Here is a 16,472-nt window from a genome sequence, read left to right on the forward strand (position 1 = left end):
ATCAAAGAGCAAACTAGGAAACTAGCCGCAGGCTGTACTTGAGTACGGCAAGGCGACGTTGACGTGGTTTGAATTTGATTTTCGAAGAGTATCAATAAGCATAGAGATGTAAAACTATTACACATTAAAAAATAAATAATTAGTAATTAAAGAATAGAAATTGTGTACGAAATGTCTCAATTAGTTTTCGCTAGTAAATATCATTTCCAACAAACGCCCTCTCAATTCCTTATCCTGATGATGCAAGATATTCATTAACTCATGAGAATTTTTGGCATTAATGAATTGATTTAACAATCTATCTTTTAATTCATATGGAAGAGAGGCCGTCTTTAGTAGTCTAAAAACTTCATCATTTAAAGATATTGTTTTATTATCTTTCCATTCAAATCTAGCTGTATCATTCTTATTTGGCAATTCAATCATAGACACATTCGTTCCTTTAAAATGAATTCTATGTTTTCTATTGCTTGGAACGATACTAGAATCTCCTTGTAATGCCAACTCTACCATTCCCATTTCCCAATCGATTGATAATCTTGTTTTATATCTTTGACCATTTTGATCTTCAATCATTTCAAAAGAATGTTGCTTGCCTGGGAATACATACCAATCTACAACTTCAGGTAAATCAACACCCATATCTATCTCAGAACCAACCAAGGGAATGATTGCACCACTTTTTGCGAACACAGGTATCGTCGAAATATCTCTATAAACACTCAACTTCACACCACCTGTATATTTTTTCTCTGAAAAGAAGTCATACCATTCACCTTCAGGGAACCATACATCCACTTTTGCAGATTGGAATGCCAAATCCATCTTTTCTACAATGGGAGCCACCATCAGTTCTGTTCCAAAAAAGTATTGATTTGGAACATTATAACTCTCATCATTCTCTGGGTAGAAATAATACATTGGGCTGATTAAAGGGGTACCTTCCTCGTGTGTCTTTACATTCATGGTATATAGATATGGAATCATCTGATGTCTCAAACGAAGGTATTTCTTCATAATCTTAGATGTTGTTTCTGAAAAAAACCAAGGTTCTTTACTATTAAAGGGACTTCTTGAACTATGTAAGCGAGTAATCGGACTAAAAACACCAAACTGTAGCCATCTAGTTTGTAGCTCTTCGTCATAATCCCCCAGCATGTGCCCACCAATATCATGGCTCCACCAACTATAACCGATATTTGATGCTGTCGCTGTAAAATAAGGTTGAAATCTTAAGGAATTCCAACTAATAATAGTATCCCCTGAAAAACCAACAGGGTAGCGATGACTACCAGGACCTGCATACCTTGATAAAATTAAGCCACCTTCTGCATTTTTACAACTATCCTGATAGTGATAATGGTTTAAAAGCCACAGTGGATCCAACATACCTTGAGTCCCTTGTTGCCAGTCAATCCACCAAAAATCTACTCCCTGCTTTTCTAGCTCATAATGAACATCTTTAAAGTAAGCTTCCCTAAAAGAAGGATTAAAAAAATCAAAAATGGCAGGTTCTTCTAGTTCTACATTTAACCCTAATCGTTTGGCAACTCGAGGATAAGCTTCTTCATAAGCCCGTATACCATCAGCAGGATGGACATTTAAGGAGAGTTTTAACTTTCTATCATGAAGTTGTTGCAATAACTGTTCTGGATTAGGTATTAAGTTTTTATTCCAACTATATCCTGTCCAGCCACTTCCAAAACGAGCTGGAATGTCAGTTATATGCCAATCCATATCTAAAACACCGATAGATAATGGAATGTTCTCTGTTTCAAATCTGTCTATTAAATTCAAGTATTCATCCGACGTATAAGGCCAATATCTACTCCACCAATTGCCTAAAGCATATCGTGGCAACAAGGGTGTCGAACCAGTCAAATGGTAAAAGTCTCTGATTGCTCCTCTATAATCATGCCCATAGGCAAAGAAATAGAGGTCAATTTGATTTTCTCTCTCAATATAACCAGACTGTTCATCCCAAATAAATCCTTTAGAATCATCCAATAAGGCTATACCATTTCGGCTAATAATTCCATCTTCTAACGAGATTGCTCCATCTGCCTCATCCAGAGTCCGAGCTGTTCCTTTTAATGTTTCAATAGATTCACCAAAATACCAGCGACTACCATATACGGCAAAATTTCCTTTTAATTCTATAAATAGATTTTCGGCGTTAAATTCTCCTTTATTAAAGTGCAGATGAAAATAGTCCGTCATAATATCTAGTACATTTGATGTCTCGATATAATCTAACGAAACTTGACCAAAATCTCTATTATAGATAAGTTGTGTCGTTCTATCCTCAAAACTTCCAGTTTGAGAGTATTCTAACCTTACTAACTTGTCTGTTAATACAGAGATTCGATAAAACTCTCCCTTAAAAATTTTCAATTTGGTTTCCTCCTTTTAGTAAATTTCTTTACCTTATCAAACATTTTATTTGTTATCGTTACATTCATCAATCCGCAAAAAGCAAATCCCCCAAATGTAAATACGTAAATAGCTGTTAAAACTCGTTCTGGACTACTAAAACTCATATACAGTACAGAAATATTAAATAAAACCAACATGATAGCTTGTATTGGATTTAAAATACAAATTAATACGCTATTTACAATACTATTTTTTAGATTATCTTTAAATAGACCAATATAGGGAAAAACAACACTCATAAAAAGTATTATAACAAATAAAAAGGGCAACACTAACAATAAACTATACTCTGAAAGTAAACTTGAATAGCCCCAAAGACAATAGTTCACATATAAAAGTAATTCTATTAGGAGGATAAACAACCAAATAAAAGTTGATTGTTTAAAATTTTGTCTAAAGATCCGAAAATAATGATAAGCAATATCGGTATCTTTACCTTTTAAAATACGATACCACATTGTCGTAAGAGAAGTTAGTGATGCCCCAATTGTAACTATTGGAATACAACTAACAATAAATAGAGTATTTAAAATAATTAAATCTGTCAAAAAAGTTAAAATTCTAACCACTTTTCCATCTAATGAAAATAATTTTTGCATAATAGATATCTCCATAAAATCAATCGTCTTAACTCTATATTTTAGAATGTCAGTTGCACAAAAATATTACCTAAATTATTTAAAAAACATTTCCAAATTTCTTTAAAAATTAGAATAAAGGAAGCGAGATAATTTGATGTTATCAGTCTCGCTTCCTATAATTAGCTAGTCCCTTGTTCATACAACCAAGAGTTCATATAAAATATTACTCTTTTACTTCTTTTTGGTAACGATTATATGCTTCCTGTTGAATCTTCATAAATTCGTCCAATCCCATATTCTTAAGAGTTTCTTTGTATGAGTCCCATTCTTTTTCTATGCCACCTTCAACTACCCATTTAGATGCTTGTTGTTTGACATAAGATTCAATACTCACATAGATTGATGATAATTTGTTAAGTTCTTCTTGTGAATAAATCACATTAGGGTAAGCTGGCAACGCAAATTGTTTCAAATCTTGGTCCATCTTCAATTTCAATCCATCACCTTGTGTTTGATCGATTTCTACGCGACTATTGATATCATCGCTTACGTATTTAGGACCAAAATCTCGAAGTGAATTAATCCATGCCCATTCATCAGCTGATTTACCATCTTTAGGAGGTAACACTTTAAACTTATCACCATTCTTTTCAGTAGCTATTCCAAATGATCCATAGAAATTCTGAATACTTGCTTCATCTGTATATAATTTATCCAACCATTTCAATAATTTAGCAGGGTTTTTGCTCTTATTTGTAATCAAAATTTCATTTCGACCATAGTTGTAATGATCTGGATCAGAAAAGACATATTGTTTACCATCCATACCTTTTAAAGCAGGTAGAGCAATATATTCACTTGAATGTAAGCCAAACGTTGCATCTGCTGTCCAACCACTAGAAACACCTACTCTAGATACTCCCTTATCCATACGTTTCGCAACACTCATAGAGGTATCTTCTGTAAAGATTTCCGGATCAATCAAACCTTTTTTATAAGATTCGTGCATTGCTGCAATCCCTTGTTTATAACTTTCTTCTGTACGAAGGTAGACTGGTTTCCCATCTTTTACAGACATTTCATATGTATTATCTGCCCCTAAACGATTATTGAACGGAAGAATATATGAGAATGTTGGATCAAAGTTTCCTGCTCCGAATGGAATTTCATCAGAAGCGTCTCCATTTCCGTTCGCATCTTTATCCTTAAATTCTTGTAGTACTTTTACTAAATCATCATACGTTTCTGGAACCTTTAATCCTAAATTATCCAGCCACTTTTTATTAATAAATAGCTGATTAGCTACAGTAGGACGCATCGGTAATTTTTTAGGTAGACTGTAGATATGACCATCTGGTGCAGTAATCATAGCTTTAATCTTAGGTTCTTTCTCCATAGCCTTAGTTAAATTAGGCATGTTTTCCTTGATTAAATCTTCCAATGGAATAAACAAAGATTGGTTCTGAGCAATTTCTGAATCTGTAAATGCATTTGAACCCAAAAATGCATCTGGTAAATCTCCGCTAGCAACCAAAACAGATTTCTTATCTGCCCAATCTGCGGCTACAAGTGTATCCCATTTAACATCAATACCTGCTTCCTTGGCAGAATCTGTTAGAAAACCTTTATGATAATCTTCTCCCCAGTCAGACCAACGAACAGTTGTGATTTTATAAGAATCTTCTCCAGACTTATCGTCCTTATTCGCATTATTGGAATTTGCACAGGCTGTTAAGCCAGCAAGTGTAACTGTTCCTAAGAACAAATATGTAAATGATTTATTTTTCATGTTTTTCTCCTATTCTTTCAAGGCGCCAATCATTACGCCTTGATTAAAATATTTTTGAACAAAGGGATACAACAACATAATCGGAGCAGTTGAAATAACAATTGCTGCATATTTCATCATATCGGCTTTGATACGAAGATCTGATGCAACTTCTCCTGTTGCTTGCGATTGTAACATTTGATTACTAATTAGTAAACGTCGTAAAATTAATTGCAATGGTTGTAAATTTTCATTCGTTAAATAAATTAAAGCATTAAACCACGAATTCCAAATACCAACTGCAGTCCAAAGTCCAATAACTGCTATAATAGCTTTTGATAAAGGAACGACTATCTTAATAAAATAACGAATTGTACCACATCCATCAATTTGCGCAGCCTCCCACATCCCGTCTGGAATACTATTATTAAAGAAAGTTCTAGCAACAATAATATTGTATGATGAAACCGCAAAAGGTATTACCATTACCCAAAATGTATCAATCAAGCCTACATTCTTTACTGTTAAGTAGGTAGGAATCAAGCCACCTGATACGAACATAGGGATTATGTATAGAATACTCATCCACTTTCTACCAACTAATTCTTTTCTAGATAAAGCATAACCAGCTGGAATATTGACTACTAAAGCAACCAAGGTACCAACAACAGTATATAAAATTGTATTTAGATAGCTACGCAAAAATAAAGGTTGTTGAATAAGACGTAAATATCCATCTAATTTCCATTCTCTTGGAATAAACCATACCTTCCCGTTTGCAACATCTGAAGGATTACTAAAAGATGCAATCACTACAAACCATAACGGATAAACAATTAACAGGATAAGGAAAATTGCTAAACCATAGGTAACTATATCAAATAATAATTCAGAGTTTGTTTTTCTTGATTTATGAAACCATTTCACCTTGAGCACTCCTTCCTTTAAAAAAGACCCGTTCTAGTATATCTTTTTGAGAACCAGTTAACAGATAACAAAATTATTAGATTAACTACCGTGTTAAATAACCCTATAGCTGTCGAATAACTATACTGAAAGTTCACCATACCAACTTTATAAACATAGGTCGAAATTATCTCACTTCCTGCTAAATTAAGAGGATTCTGTAGTAGTAACACTTTCTCAAACCCTACACTTAATAAACTACCTGCTCTTAATATTAATAAAATCATAGCAGTCGGCAAAAGCAATGGTAATTCTATATGCCGAATTTTTTGTAACCTAGAGGCACCATCCATAGTTGCAGCCTCATAATATGTAGGATCAATTGCAGAAAGCGCCGCCAGATAAATAATACTATCCCAACCAATATGTTGCCATACATCACTCCAAACATAAACACCTGCAAAATGACTAGGTTTTGATAAAAAATCTGGAATAGTGATTCCAACAGACTTAAATACATTCGCTAACAAACCACTAGTAGGAGATAAAAATAAGATAATCATCCCACACATAACCATTGTAGAGATAAAATGAGGTAAGTAAGTTGTCACTTGAAATATTTTTCTAAATTTCCCAACTCTTAACTGATTACTAATGATAGCTAGTATAATAGGTAAGGGGAATCCTACTACAATACTATAAAGTGAAATTTTTAATGTATTGAACATAGTTGTCCCGAATTGGAATGATGAGAAAAATTGAGTAAAGTACTTAAATCCTACCCACTGACTAGCAAAGATACCATTGGCTGGTGAATAGTCTTTAAATGCAATAATTAGTCCCAACATGGGAATATAGGAAAATAAAATCAATAGCAATATTGAAGGAAAAAGTAATATATATAACGGAATACTATGCTTTAATTTTATTTTATGAAGTTGAGATGCTACTTTCATGTTTTTCCTCCTATTTGATTTTCTACGATTATTTTACACCATATAGAATTCCCTTAATAGAACTTTTTGGACTAGGTTTATCAATTTTTCAGTTTTTTAATTTTAAAAACTATTACTTTTCCGACATCTTGATAAAACATATCTGTTTTGTTACATGATATCGTATTTTCAAAGTGCTATAATTTTAAGAGGAGAATAGTATATGAAATTAAATCACGACTTATCAAAAAAACATTCCATTCATTTTTTCTTTAAACTCCTACTTGTACTACTATTGATAAATATTTTAATCAATATTGCTATGAGTAACATAACCAGAAATTTTATTAAAAACCAAAATATAGTACACTTACGTAGTTCAATTGAAATTTATGCTGATTCTGTTAATGAGAAATTACATTCTGTAGAACGCTTTATGTACTCAACAATAACGCATAATGAATCTTTAGAGAACTTAAATCATGTACAAACGTTTCTTGAGTATCAAGAAAATCTTAAAAAAGTTCAAACTAGCTTTGCAGAGTTTGAATATCAAAATGAAACTCATATGACATTCTTATTAGAAACCGATAGTACTGATTATTTTATAAATGTCTCCAATCTTTATATTCCATATGAAGATTATCTACTGTTAAAATCAAATCTAAAATCATTGCGTAGTGATATAAGTGACCGTAAATGGAAAAATGTAACTACTAAAAACAGCGAATACTTAGTTAAATCTGTTCATTACGAAGGAAAAATCATTTATGCCGTCATATCTTCAGAAGATATCCTAAAACCTCTCAAAAAACTCAATATTGGAAATAATGGTAAACTTTCCCTAAAAGAGCCTAACAATATACCCTCCGAAAACTACCTGATTCATGCTCAAAATGAAAAAACGCATTTACCTTTCGATATTTATGTTTTAGTCGATTATGTCGAAGTCTTTAGAAATATCACACTCTTAGAAGTATTTTTATCAGCTGTTCCTATCATTATCACCATTTTATCAATCATCATTATCCTGTATATTCGTCAATGGATGATTAAACCAATAACAAGACTCACTGAACGGCTCTCTCAACTTGGGGGCTCCATCCCCCCTTCTGAATTTTTTATATCTGAAGGTATACTAGAAATTGATAAGGCAAATGATAAACTTAATAAAGTAATATTTGACATGCAAGAATTAAAAATACGAGAATACCATTCACAACTAGAACTTAAGAAGATTGAGCTTAATTATCTTAAGAACCAAATTCGTCCGCATTTCTACTTAAATATGTTATCAATGATTCATAGTATGCTTCAAACAAAAAACTATAAAGAAATTGAAGAGTTAACTATCCTAACTTCAAATTATCTCCGTCATTTATTTATGGCTAATCAAGATTTTTCAGAACTTAAAGATGAAGTTCAGCATATTAAAGATTATTTAGAAATACAACAAATTCGATATGGAAATAGCATCTACTTTTCACTAAACTACAATGATGACCTACAAAATACTCTTATCCCATCATTACTTTTACAAACATTTATTGAAAACACAATCAAACACGGTTTTTCATTTCAGGATTTATTTACAATTTTGCTATCGATAAAAAAAGTAAAAACTGAGAACTCAGATTATATTCAGATTTGTATCGAGGATAATGGTCCAGGTTTCTCTGAAGAAATTTTATCAAAACTAAATCAGAAACAGTCTCTAATAACAGAAGATGGACATCATATTGGGATCACAAACACCATCGAACGTTTAAATCTTCTCTATCCTAATGACTATAGTATTGCATTTGAAAATAATGAAGAAGGTGGGGCTAAAATTCTTTTACTTATTCCATACAAGATTATAGACGGAGGTTATAATGAACATCTTATTAGTTGATGACGATCGTTTTATCATTGAAGCTTTACGAGAGAAAATAAATTGGGCTAAACTACACATTGACACTGTTTATGTTGCCTATAGCCTCACTCAAGCTCAAAATATTATTAGAGAGAATCCTATTGATCTCATGATAAGCGATATAGAAATGCCTCAAGGTAGTGGCCTCGAACTCTTATCTTGGATTAGAAATGAAAAATATGATATAAAAACAATTTTTTTAACCAATTACGCCGACTTCAACTATGCTCAAAAAGCAATTGAATTACAAAGCTTCGAATACTATCTAAAACCCATTAACTTTGAAAAATTAGAATTTATTATTCAAAAAGCCATTAGTAAAATTGAGAATCATAACTCAAACGGGAAAAATGATGCACTTTTACAAATAGAAGATAATTTCTGGTATGATTACCTTAGAAAACCTCAAATTTCTCGCATTGATGAGCTAGAAAACATAGCAAGCAAACAAGGTTTTATTCTTAAAAAACACCAATATTTTTTCCTTGCAGTTTTAACAATCAATCTTAATGAAGAAGATTATTCTGCAGAAACTCCATCATGGACTTCTCAACTAAAAAGAGAACTTCAAAGAATTTCACAACCTTCTTATAAGCTGATAAGTTTGTTCAAGATGGAAAGCCAGGTTGATCAATATGTTTGTCTCTTTAGAGTAGACTCATCCAAACGTAGTGACAAATTGGCATATGAAATTCATTCTCAAATTTCTAATAATTTTAGTAAATACTCAAACATTATATATAAAAGCTGCCACAAACTATCCGATATTTTATTTCATACCAAAGAACTCTACACTTATAATGAACAATATGTTTCTTATTGGAATACTATTACATGTGTTCCACATAGTTTTCCAACTTCCTTTAAAACAGAAACTCTTTCAATTACTTTTTTAGATAGCTTAAGTGAATACGAATTAAGAGAAAAAATTAATTCACTTGCCTATAATTCTCAAATTCCTACTTTCACACTACAGCAAATTTTACTAGATTGGATTCAACAAATAGGAATATATCTAGATCAAAATGGAATCTCGGCACATAAATTATTCCAAAACAGCACTCATGATTTCTTATTCCAACGACGCTTTCATTCAATTGAATCTTTTCAGGATTACTTTGATTATTACTGGTCGCATGCTAAGAAATTTGCAACAAACATTGAAAACCAGAAAAATAGTATTCAACGCATTGTCGAATACATAGATCATCACTACTATGAAGATATAAATCGTTCTATATTAGCAGATATGGTTTATCTCAGCGCAGATCATTTGGCTAGAATTTTTAAAAAAGAAACTGGAGAAACTCTTGTTAAATATATAACGGATAAGCGCATTAATGCTGCTAAATCTCTCCTATCTCAAACAGATATCTCGATATCACAAGTATCCTGTCAAGTAGGGTATGATAATTATTCTTACTTTACTAAAATTTTTAAACAAAGGACTGGACTTTCTCCTGGAGATTACCGTAAAACTTATCAAAACAAAATGTAAGCAATCTAAATCATTGAAATGATAAGTAAAATTCAAGGTCTGTAGTAATTTTTGAAATTCTACAGTTTTTCCAAAGATAGCCCCATAAACTTATTTGAAATTGCTAATAAGGTAACTTCTTAAAAAGTCAGTTTGAGAAAAACAGCCCGTAAATATTTCTAGGATGAAACGTATACTATCAAGCTTTTACACGCCTGATAGTATGCGCTTTTTATTTGAATACTTGCTACAAAACCTCACAAGATTTACTATCATGCCATACCAAAATGGACTATTTTTTAATTGCAGAAAAACACTATTTCTAAATACTTAGAAATAATCAAACGAATTAAATATTATTTATAAATATTTGAAAATAATCTTTATTTGTATTATACTATCTTTGAGGTATCTATTATGAACTATATTAAAAGACCACATTATTTAGACTTTTTAAGAAGACATCGTGACCGACAAATCATTAAGGTTGTGAGTGGAGTTAGACGAGCTGGTAAATCTGTTCTCTTTCAACTCTATAAAGAAGAGTTACTAGCAACTGGGGTAGACGAGGATCAAATCATATCCATCAATTTTGAGGATCTGAGTTACTATGACCTCCGACATTTTCAAACATTATACGCTTATATAAAAGATCAATTAGTTAGCGAGAAAACATACTATATCTTTTTAGATGAAATTCAACATGTTGAGAAATTTGAACTGGTAGCAGATAGTCTATTCATCCTACCAAATGTTGACCTCTATTTGACTGGATCAAACGCCTACTTTATGAGCAGCCAATTAGCAACAAACTTGACTGGTCGGTATGTTGAGATAGAGGTCCTTCCTTTGTCATTTGAAGAATACCTATCAGGTCAATCTCTCTCAGAGAATCTGAATACAACAGAAATTTTTAACAATTATCTCTTTAGTGCTTTCCCTTACTTATTGCAAACATCATCTTACGCTGAAAAAATTGACTATCTCAGAGGAATATATAACTCAATACTGTTAAATGATATTGTCACTAGATTGGGAAATCCAAATCCTACTATTATTGAGCGCATTGTCCGAACCCTTCTCAGTAGTACAGGTAGCTTAATATCAACAAATAAGATTCGCAATACCTTGGTCAGCCAAAATGTTTCAATATCCCATAATACTTTAGAAAATTATTTGACAACTTTGACAGATAGTTTACTTTTTTATTCTGTTCCACGTTTTGATGTAAAAGGCAGAGCATTATTGCAACGCTTAGAAAAATATTATCCCGTTGATTTAGGTTTACGACATCTCTTATTACCAGACCACAAGGAAGACATTGGGCATATCTTGGAAAATATTGTATATTTGGAATTAAGACGTAGATATTCACAAGTATATGTTGGTAATTTAGATAAGTATGAGGTTGATTTTGTTGTTGTAACTGATCTTGGCCACTACGCTTATTATCAAGTCAGTGAAACAACACTTGCTCCAGAAACACTAGAAAAAGAACTTAGACCACTAGAAGCCATTAAAGATCAATTCCCAAAATATCTATTAACAATGGATACGATTCAGCCAACAGCAAATTACAATGGAATTGAAAAGAAAAATATCATAGATTGGTTACTAGAAAAATACTGAACCTATAAATTGATACACAAGAAAAACACTCCTGTCAAAATCTAGTGAAACTATGAACAGGAGTGTTTTGTTATGGCCGAAAAAGCTTATTCAGTAGAAACTAATACTAGACTAAAAATCAATGATGGAAACTCTTGATTTCTATACAAAAAAGACATCCAAGAGAAAATTCTTGAATGTCTGTAAACGTTAATATACTCATATTGATTAACGTTTACAGACAACTGACCTTGTCAGGTTGCAGCCACATTTATAAGCGACTAAAGTCTCAACAACTGTGTCAATTGTTCCAATTTCCATGAAAACATCCTAAATCATTGAGCTAATGGCTTGAGGTTTAGAATTTTTTATATTTATATTTCATATCCAATTCTTGATAAATATAATATCTCAGCACTTCTTGAAGAAACAATTTTGTTTCATACATCTCCCTGATATCTGTTATCATTTCTGGATAGTTATCTTTCGAATCACCATGAGTATAGTAATTTCGTGTTTGAATTAATTTTATTATTAGTAATTCTCTCTCACTATTCGAAAAAATTTTAGACAGATTAAGCTCATCAATTGAATCGAATAAATTTTTTAAACGTTCGGCAAGGTTAGGCTCTTTTTGATTAAATTTCAATTTATTTCTAAATTTTCTTCTTACCTCTTCTAAAAGATGTGTGTTTATAAAGTCAAACAAAGATTGTCTAGCTTTTTCTTCAACATCAGATAAACATTTCGGATTTTTAAAATTCTTAAAATTTCTAGAGTAAACTTCCAAATTCCTAATAGCATCAACCAACTGATCTTCCAAATATAAATCACCATGAAGATTTTTTGAAAATTGTCTCACTATAAATTCAAGTTCCTCAGATTTATCAAACCAATGATTTAAAATATGTTCAAAATTATCTTCTAATGCCCTCAAAGAAATATCTTGCTGAGAATACGATTTCCATTTTTGGGATTTTCTAGAATGCTGAACAAAGAATTTGCCTTTTATAAGTGGCATACGCTTACCATCTATCATTTTATAAAGAACAAGAAATTCAATATTAGTAAAAGACAATGGTATATTTGATAAAATCTCAATAAATTCCTTAAACTTATGTGAAGCTTGATAAAATTCATCAAAATATCTTATATTTAAATCAGCTGAAATAAGTTTAATAAAATAATCACTGGTAAATGACGTAGTTGTATATGAAGAATGGAGTATTGCCACATCTTCAAAGTTCATTCCTAGTGATCTTATTGACACTTTTGTTGGTTGATATTCACTTACTGCACTTTCAAAAATAGTTTGATTGTCTCTATATTTAACAGTTACCAATGATTTTTCAATCCATTCCTCAATATGTTCAAAGCTAAAATTATATTCCTTGATTTTTTCAGAATCTAATTCATTAATTAAATCTTTAAAGGCCTCAGAACTATAATCAAAATTTCCAAGCTCATTATAAAATACACTGTAAATTTTAAAATTTTTTACTCTATATCTAGTTATCGGAAATCCAGGAGATGAGGAATGTACCATTGGTTCACCATAAGTATTTAAAATTAAAATATTACCATTACTGGAGAAACCATATATCTTTTCCAAACACTTACCAAAACCGAATGAAATACCTGATTCCTCTTCAAATCCACCAAATAATTCTAATACAATTTCACTAGAAGAATAATGTAAAATACCGCTCAAGTTATCCTTACTAACTATATCGTCGGAACGTTCTGAAAAATACCCTTTTATTTCAAACTCTTTATTCCAAGTGTAATCTTTAAATTTCATATTATCCTTTCTGATTGCTTTTCAAAAATCTTCACAACTTTCTAAACTATGATTTTTATGTCGGTACTACCTTTTAATTGTATTAGACCAGCTTCCAATTCTCATCATTCGAGTTATCAATCAGAGTATTTCTTTTATTACTCAATAATTCATCACTCACAAAATATTGCCCTAGTCTCTCTACAAAACCACAATTCTGACAAGTATATAGATAATCTTCTTTTATTTCCCTCACTAAATTGATATTGAACTTATATATCCTCCCGCATTCTTCACATGTCATGCTAAGATTATCACCATTAAATATGAAATCAAAAATACTTTCTAATTCTTTATTTTCTTCTCCAGATAAAGCTAAAATTATCTTTAAATTTCTAATATACCGGTTAAGGGTAACTATTTCTAAATCAATATCAAAATATTTCTCAAATATAGCAATAGCTACTTCTACTAAATAAATGAGAATGTAGGGTGTTTTCTCATAGAACAAATGCCAAAAATCATCCCAAATCTTATCATCAGAAAATATAAAATTAAGATTTCGCTTTTCCGTAGGATAATTTTTATTCTTTGTCACCAAATGAATAGATTGATCAAATACACTTGTTAAACTATTTTCTGCCTTTCGATTATATATAATGTCATATAGTAATTCAGGATCAAGTAATTCTCTACTAAAATCCAAAAAACCATTTTCATACTGAATCGATTCTTTTGCTTTTAAAAGTAGGTCAATAACAAATTCTTTTTTACCCTTCAAATCACTTACGTCATATTCCCTAAGCTCTCCATATTGTATTTTTTCTAAGAAATCATGTGGTTGAACCAATATCCAACTTAAATAAAATAAATTATCTTGAAAAGGTTTCCTAGCAAGAGAAAATGCAACAGTAACTTTTCCCCTCTCTATACAACTCAGAGATTCAAATAGGTAGTAATTTAAATCACGTAAAATTGAAAAAAAGATGTGAGGTATATATACATATTCAGAAATATCTAAATCTTTTTGTCTATCTAGTTCATCAAACAAGTCAATTTCATCATTTATCTCATTAGTAAATCTAAAAGATAGACTGGATAATTGATATTTATCAGCTTTAACTAAAATATCAACTAGTATATCATACAAATATAGCATTAATTGATGACGTTTTCTATACTTAGTTGGTAATAATTCTGATATGTGAGATTTAGCCAATATTACTTTCCTCAATTCTTTTTAACTCTACATAACTATATTATACTCTAAAAGTACTCAGTCTTTATCTAGAAGGTTCCTATATAACTTAACAATTATTTTAAGTGTAAACCTAGAAAAGCACTTTGCAAATAGCTTTGAAATATTGATATAATCGTATCAATTAACGTTTTAAAGCAACTGACTTTGCCCTCACAGTCATATTATAGTGTCGATATAGCAAAAGGAAACACCAACAAGCCTTTACATGCTGACTATCTGAACAATAAAATGAAAAGCATTAGAAAGCGACATAAAGAGCTGGCACATGCTACACTTCATAAACTACGACATACAGGTACAACTCAAATTTATGTCAATACTCCTAATGTAGTTCCTATGGCAGTTGGTGAATTTGCTTTAAAGTCTCTAAAACAATAAGGTAAAAATAAGGTAAACTTTGAGGTAAGCTTTTCAAAAAAATACGAAAAAAGCACCCATAAGGTAAACTTTTGAGTGCTTTGAAACGTTGATATGATCGTATTGATTAACGTTTACTAAATTGTGATGCTTTACGAGCTTTCTTAAGACCTGGTTTCTTACGTTCAACTTTACGTGAGTCACGTGTAAGAAGTCCTGCGCGTTTCAATGAATCGCGGAAGTCTGGGTCTACTTGAAGAAGGGCACGAGCGATACCGTGACGGATAGCTCCTGATTGACCAGCGTATCCACCACCTACAACGTTAACGAAAACGTCGTATGAACCTACAGTTGAAGTAACTGCGAATGGTTGGTTGATGACAAGACGAAGGTCAGCGTGTGGGATGTACTCTTCAACATCTTTTTTGTTAACAGTGATTTTACCAGTTCCTGGAACAAGGCGAACGCGTGCAACAGCGTTTTTACGACGTCCAGTACCTGCATATTGTGCTTGTGACATACTTTATTGTTCCTTTCCTTAGATAAGTCCTGAAATATCAAGAACTTCTGGTTGTTGTGCAGCGTGAGTGTGCTCAGCTCCAACAAATACTTTCAACTTCATACCTTGAGCGCGTCCAAGAGTATTGTGTGGAAGCATACCTTTAACTGATTTCTCGATCAAACGTACTGCATTTTTAGAACGAAGTTCACCTGCAGAGATTTGTTTCAATCCACCTGGGTGGTTTGAGTGAGTGTAGTAGATTTTATCAGTTGCTTTTTTACCAGTCAATTTAACTTTTTCAGCATTGATAACAATCACAAAGTCACCTGTATCAGTGTGTGGTGTAAATGTTGGTTTGTTTTTTCCGCGAAGTACGCTAGCAACTACTGCAGAAAGACGTCCAAGTGGTACATCAGTTGCGTCAACTACGTACCATTTACGTTCAACTTGGCCTGGTTTAGCCATAAATGTTGTTTTGTTCATGATTTCTCCTATATATAGTTCGATTTTTGTTTACGGTGATGGGTGTTCCTTCCCATCGAAAAGTATTTGGAAGGTTCCGGGGCCTTTCAAATGGGGTAAACAATACCGCCTACTATAATACCAAATTTCACCCCTAAAAGTCAATAGATATGAAAAATATTTTTCTAAACGTAACTTCTCAAAGTAACTTCCACTTGCCTGACCAAAGTGGAAATTAGTCTAAAACGGATTTTTATGGTGGAATTAAGTGTGAGACGTTTGAGTTAGAAATGAGGTCTACTATGACAAAACATAAACACCTTGCCCTTTCAGACCGTAATGATATCCAATTAGGCTTAGAGCGCGGTGAAACCTTCAAAGCTATTGGACAGTCCATTCTAAAAGACCCAACTACTGTTTCTAAAGAAGTCAAACGAAACAGACAAGTCCGAGAGTCTACTTATGATAACCTCCCTTGCCCTCT

The 16,472-nt window shown here is 32.0% G+C and carries 13 protein-coding genes and 1 pseudogene; 5 read left to right on the forward strand and 9 right to left on the reverse strand.

What is annotated here, in order from left to right; translation table 11 throughout:
- Window positions 1-180: 180 nt before the first annotated feature.
- The 5 genes from HT697_RS04940 to HT697_RS04960 all read right to left on the reverse strand — a co-directional run bounded on the left by HT697_RS04940 (window position 181) and on the right by HT697_RS04960 (window position 6,647).
- Window positions 181-2,394, reverse strand: coding sequence for a TIM-barrel domain-containing protein (locus tag HT697_RS04940; protein WP_173218016.1), 2,214 nt, complete (start codon window positions 2,392-2,394; stop codon window positions 181-183).
- Complete coding sequence (locus tag HT697_RS04945) at window positions 2,391-3,035, reverse strand: YesL family protein (protein WP_173218017.1); 645 nt, start codon at window positions 3,033-3,035, stop codon at window positions 2,391-2,393. Before HT697_RS04945 ends, HT697_RS04940 begins: the two co-directional genes overlap by 4 nt.
- Window positions 3,036-3,240: 205 nt before the next feature.
- Entirely contained in the window at window positions 3,241-4,806 is a 1,566-nt protein-coding gene (locus HT697_RS04950) for an extracellular solute-binding protein (RefSeq protein ID WP_173218019.1), read from the reverse strand.
- Window positions 4,807-4,815: 9 nt separating this feature from the next.
- Window positions 4,816-5,712, reverse strand: coding sequence for a carbohydrate ABC transporter permease (locus tag HT697_RS04955; RefSeq protein ID WP_000870790.1), 897 nt, complete (start codon window positions 5,710-5,712; stop codon window positions 4,816-4,818).
- A gap of 17 nt (window positions 5,713-5,729) precedes the next feature.
- Window positions 5,730-6,647 carry an ABC transporter permease subunit gene (locus HT697_RS04960; protein ID WP_000861540.1) on the reverse strand — a complete coding sequence of 306 codons (918 nt, stop codon included), beginning with the start codon at window positions 6,645-6,647 and terminating at the stop codon, window positions 5,730-5,732.
- Between the two features lie 202 nt (window positions 6,648-6,849).
- Here HT697_RS04960 and HT697_RS04965 point away from each other — a divergent pair, with 202 nt between their 5' ends.
- The 3 genes from HT697_RS04965 (at window position 6,850) to HT697_RS04975 (ending at window position 11,647) form a co-directional block, all read left to right on the forward strand.
- Window positions 6,850-8,520: a histidine kinase gene (locus tag HT697_RS04965; RefSeq protein WP_173218022.1), complete on the forward strand. Its 1,671-nt coding sequence runs from the start codon at window positions 6,850-6,852 to the stop codon at window positions 8,518-8,520.
- A complete protein-coding gene (locus HT697_RS04970) occupies window positions 8,501-10,039 on the forward strand; it encodes a helix-turn-helix domain-containing protein (RefSeq protein WP_173218024.1) in 1,539 nt (512 codons plus the stop codon). The genes HT697_RS04965 and HT697_RS04970 overlap by 20 nt, the downstream gene beginning before the upstream one ends.
- A 396-nt stretch (window positions 10,040-10,435) precedes the next feature.
- Window positions 10,436-11,647, forward strand: coding sequence for an ATP-binding protein (locus HT697_RS04975; RefSeq protein ID WP_173218026.1), 1,212 nt, complete (start codon window positions 10,436-10,438; stop codon window positions 11,645-11,647).
- 337 nt (window positions 11,648-11,984) lie between these two features.
- Here the strand turns inward: HT697_RS04975 and HT697_RS04980 are convergent, their stop codons facing one another.
- Complete coding sequence (locus HT697_RS04980) at window positions 11,985-13,427, reverse strand: HEPN domain-containing protein (protein ID WP_173218028.1); 1,443 nt, start codon at window positions 13,425-13,427, stop codon at window positions 11,985-11,987.
- Between the two features lie 82 nt (window positions 13,428-13,509).
- A complete protein-coding gene (locus HT697_RS04985; protein WP_173218030.1) occupies window positions 13,510-14,625 on the reverse strand; it encodes a hypothetical protein in 1,116 nt (371 codons plus the stop codon).
- A gap of 222 nt (window positions 14,626-14,847) precedes the next feature.
- Here HT697_RS04985 and HT697_RS04990 point away from each other — a divergent pair.
- Window positions 14,848-15,045 (forward strand): annotated as a pseudogene (locus HT697_RS04990) (site-specific integrase); the annotation flags it as partial.
- A 106-nt stretch (window positions 15,046-15,151) separates the two neighbouring features.
- Here the strand turns inward: HT697_RS04990 and rpsI are convergent.
- Both rpsI and rplM read right to left on the reverse strand, forming a co-directional pair.
- Window positions 15,152-15,544, reverse strand: coding sequence for a 30S ribosomal protein S9 (rpsI, locus tag HT697_RS04995; protein WP_000075973.1), 393 nt, complete (start codon window positions 15,542-15,544; stop codon window positions 15,152-15,154).
- Window positions 15,545-15,562: 18 nt separating this feature from the next.
- Window positions 15,563-16,009 (reverse strand): 50S ribosomal protein L13, encoded by a 447-nt coding sequence (gene rplM / locus HT697_RS05000; RefSeq protein ID WP_001044624.1) that lies wholly within the window; start codon window positions 16,007-16,009, stop codon window positions 15,563-15,565.
- A 281-nt stretch (window positions 16,010-16,290) separates the two neighbouring features.
- Between rplM and HT697_RS05005 the strand changes: the two genes are divergently transcribed.
- A partial coding sequence (locus HT697_RS05005) for a helix-turn-helix domain-containing protein (protein WP_173262420.1) occupies window positions 16,291-16,472 on the forward strand: 182 nt, incomplete at its 3' end.

The organism is Streptococcus sp. 1621 (assembly GCF_013276615.1).
In the GTDB taxonomy this organism is placed as follows: domain Bacteria; phylum Bacillota; class Bacilli; order Lactobacillales; family Streptococcaceae; genus Streptococcus.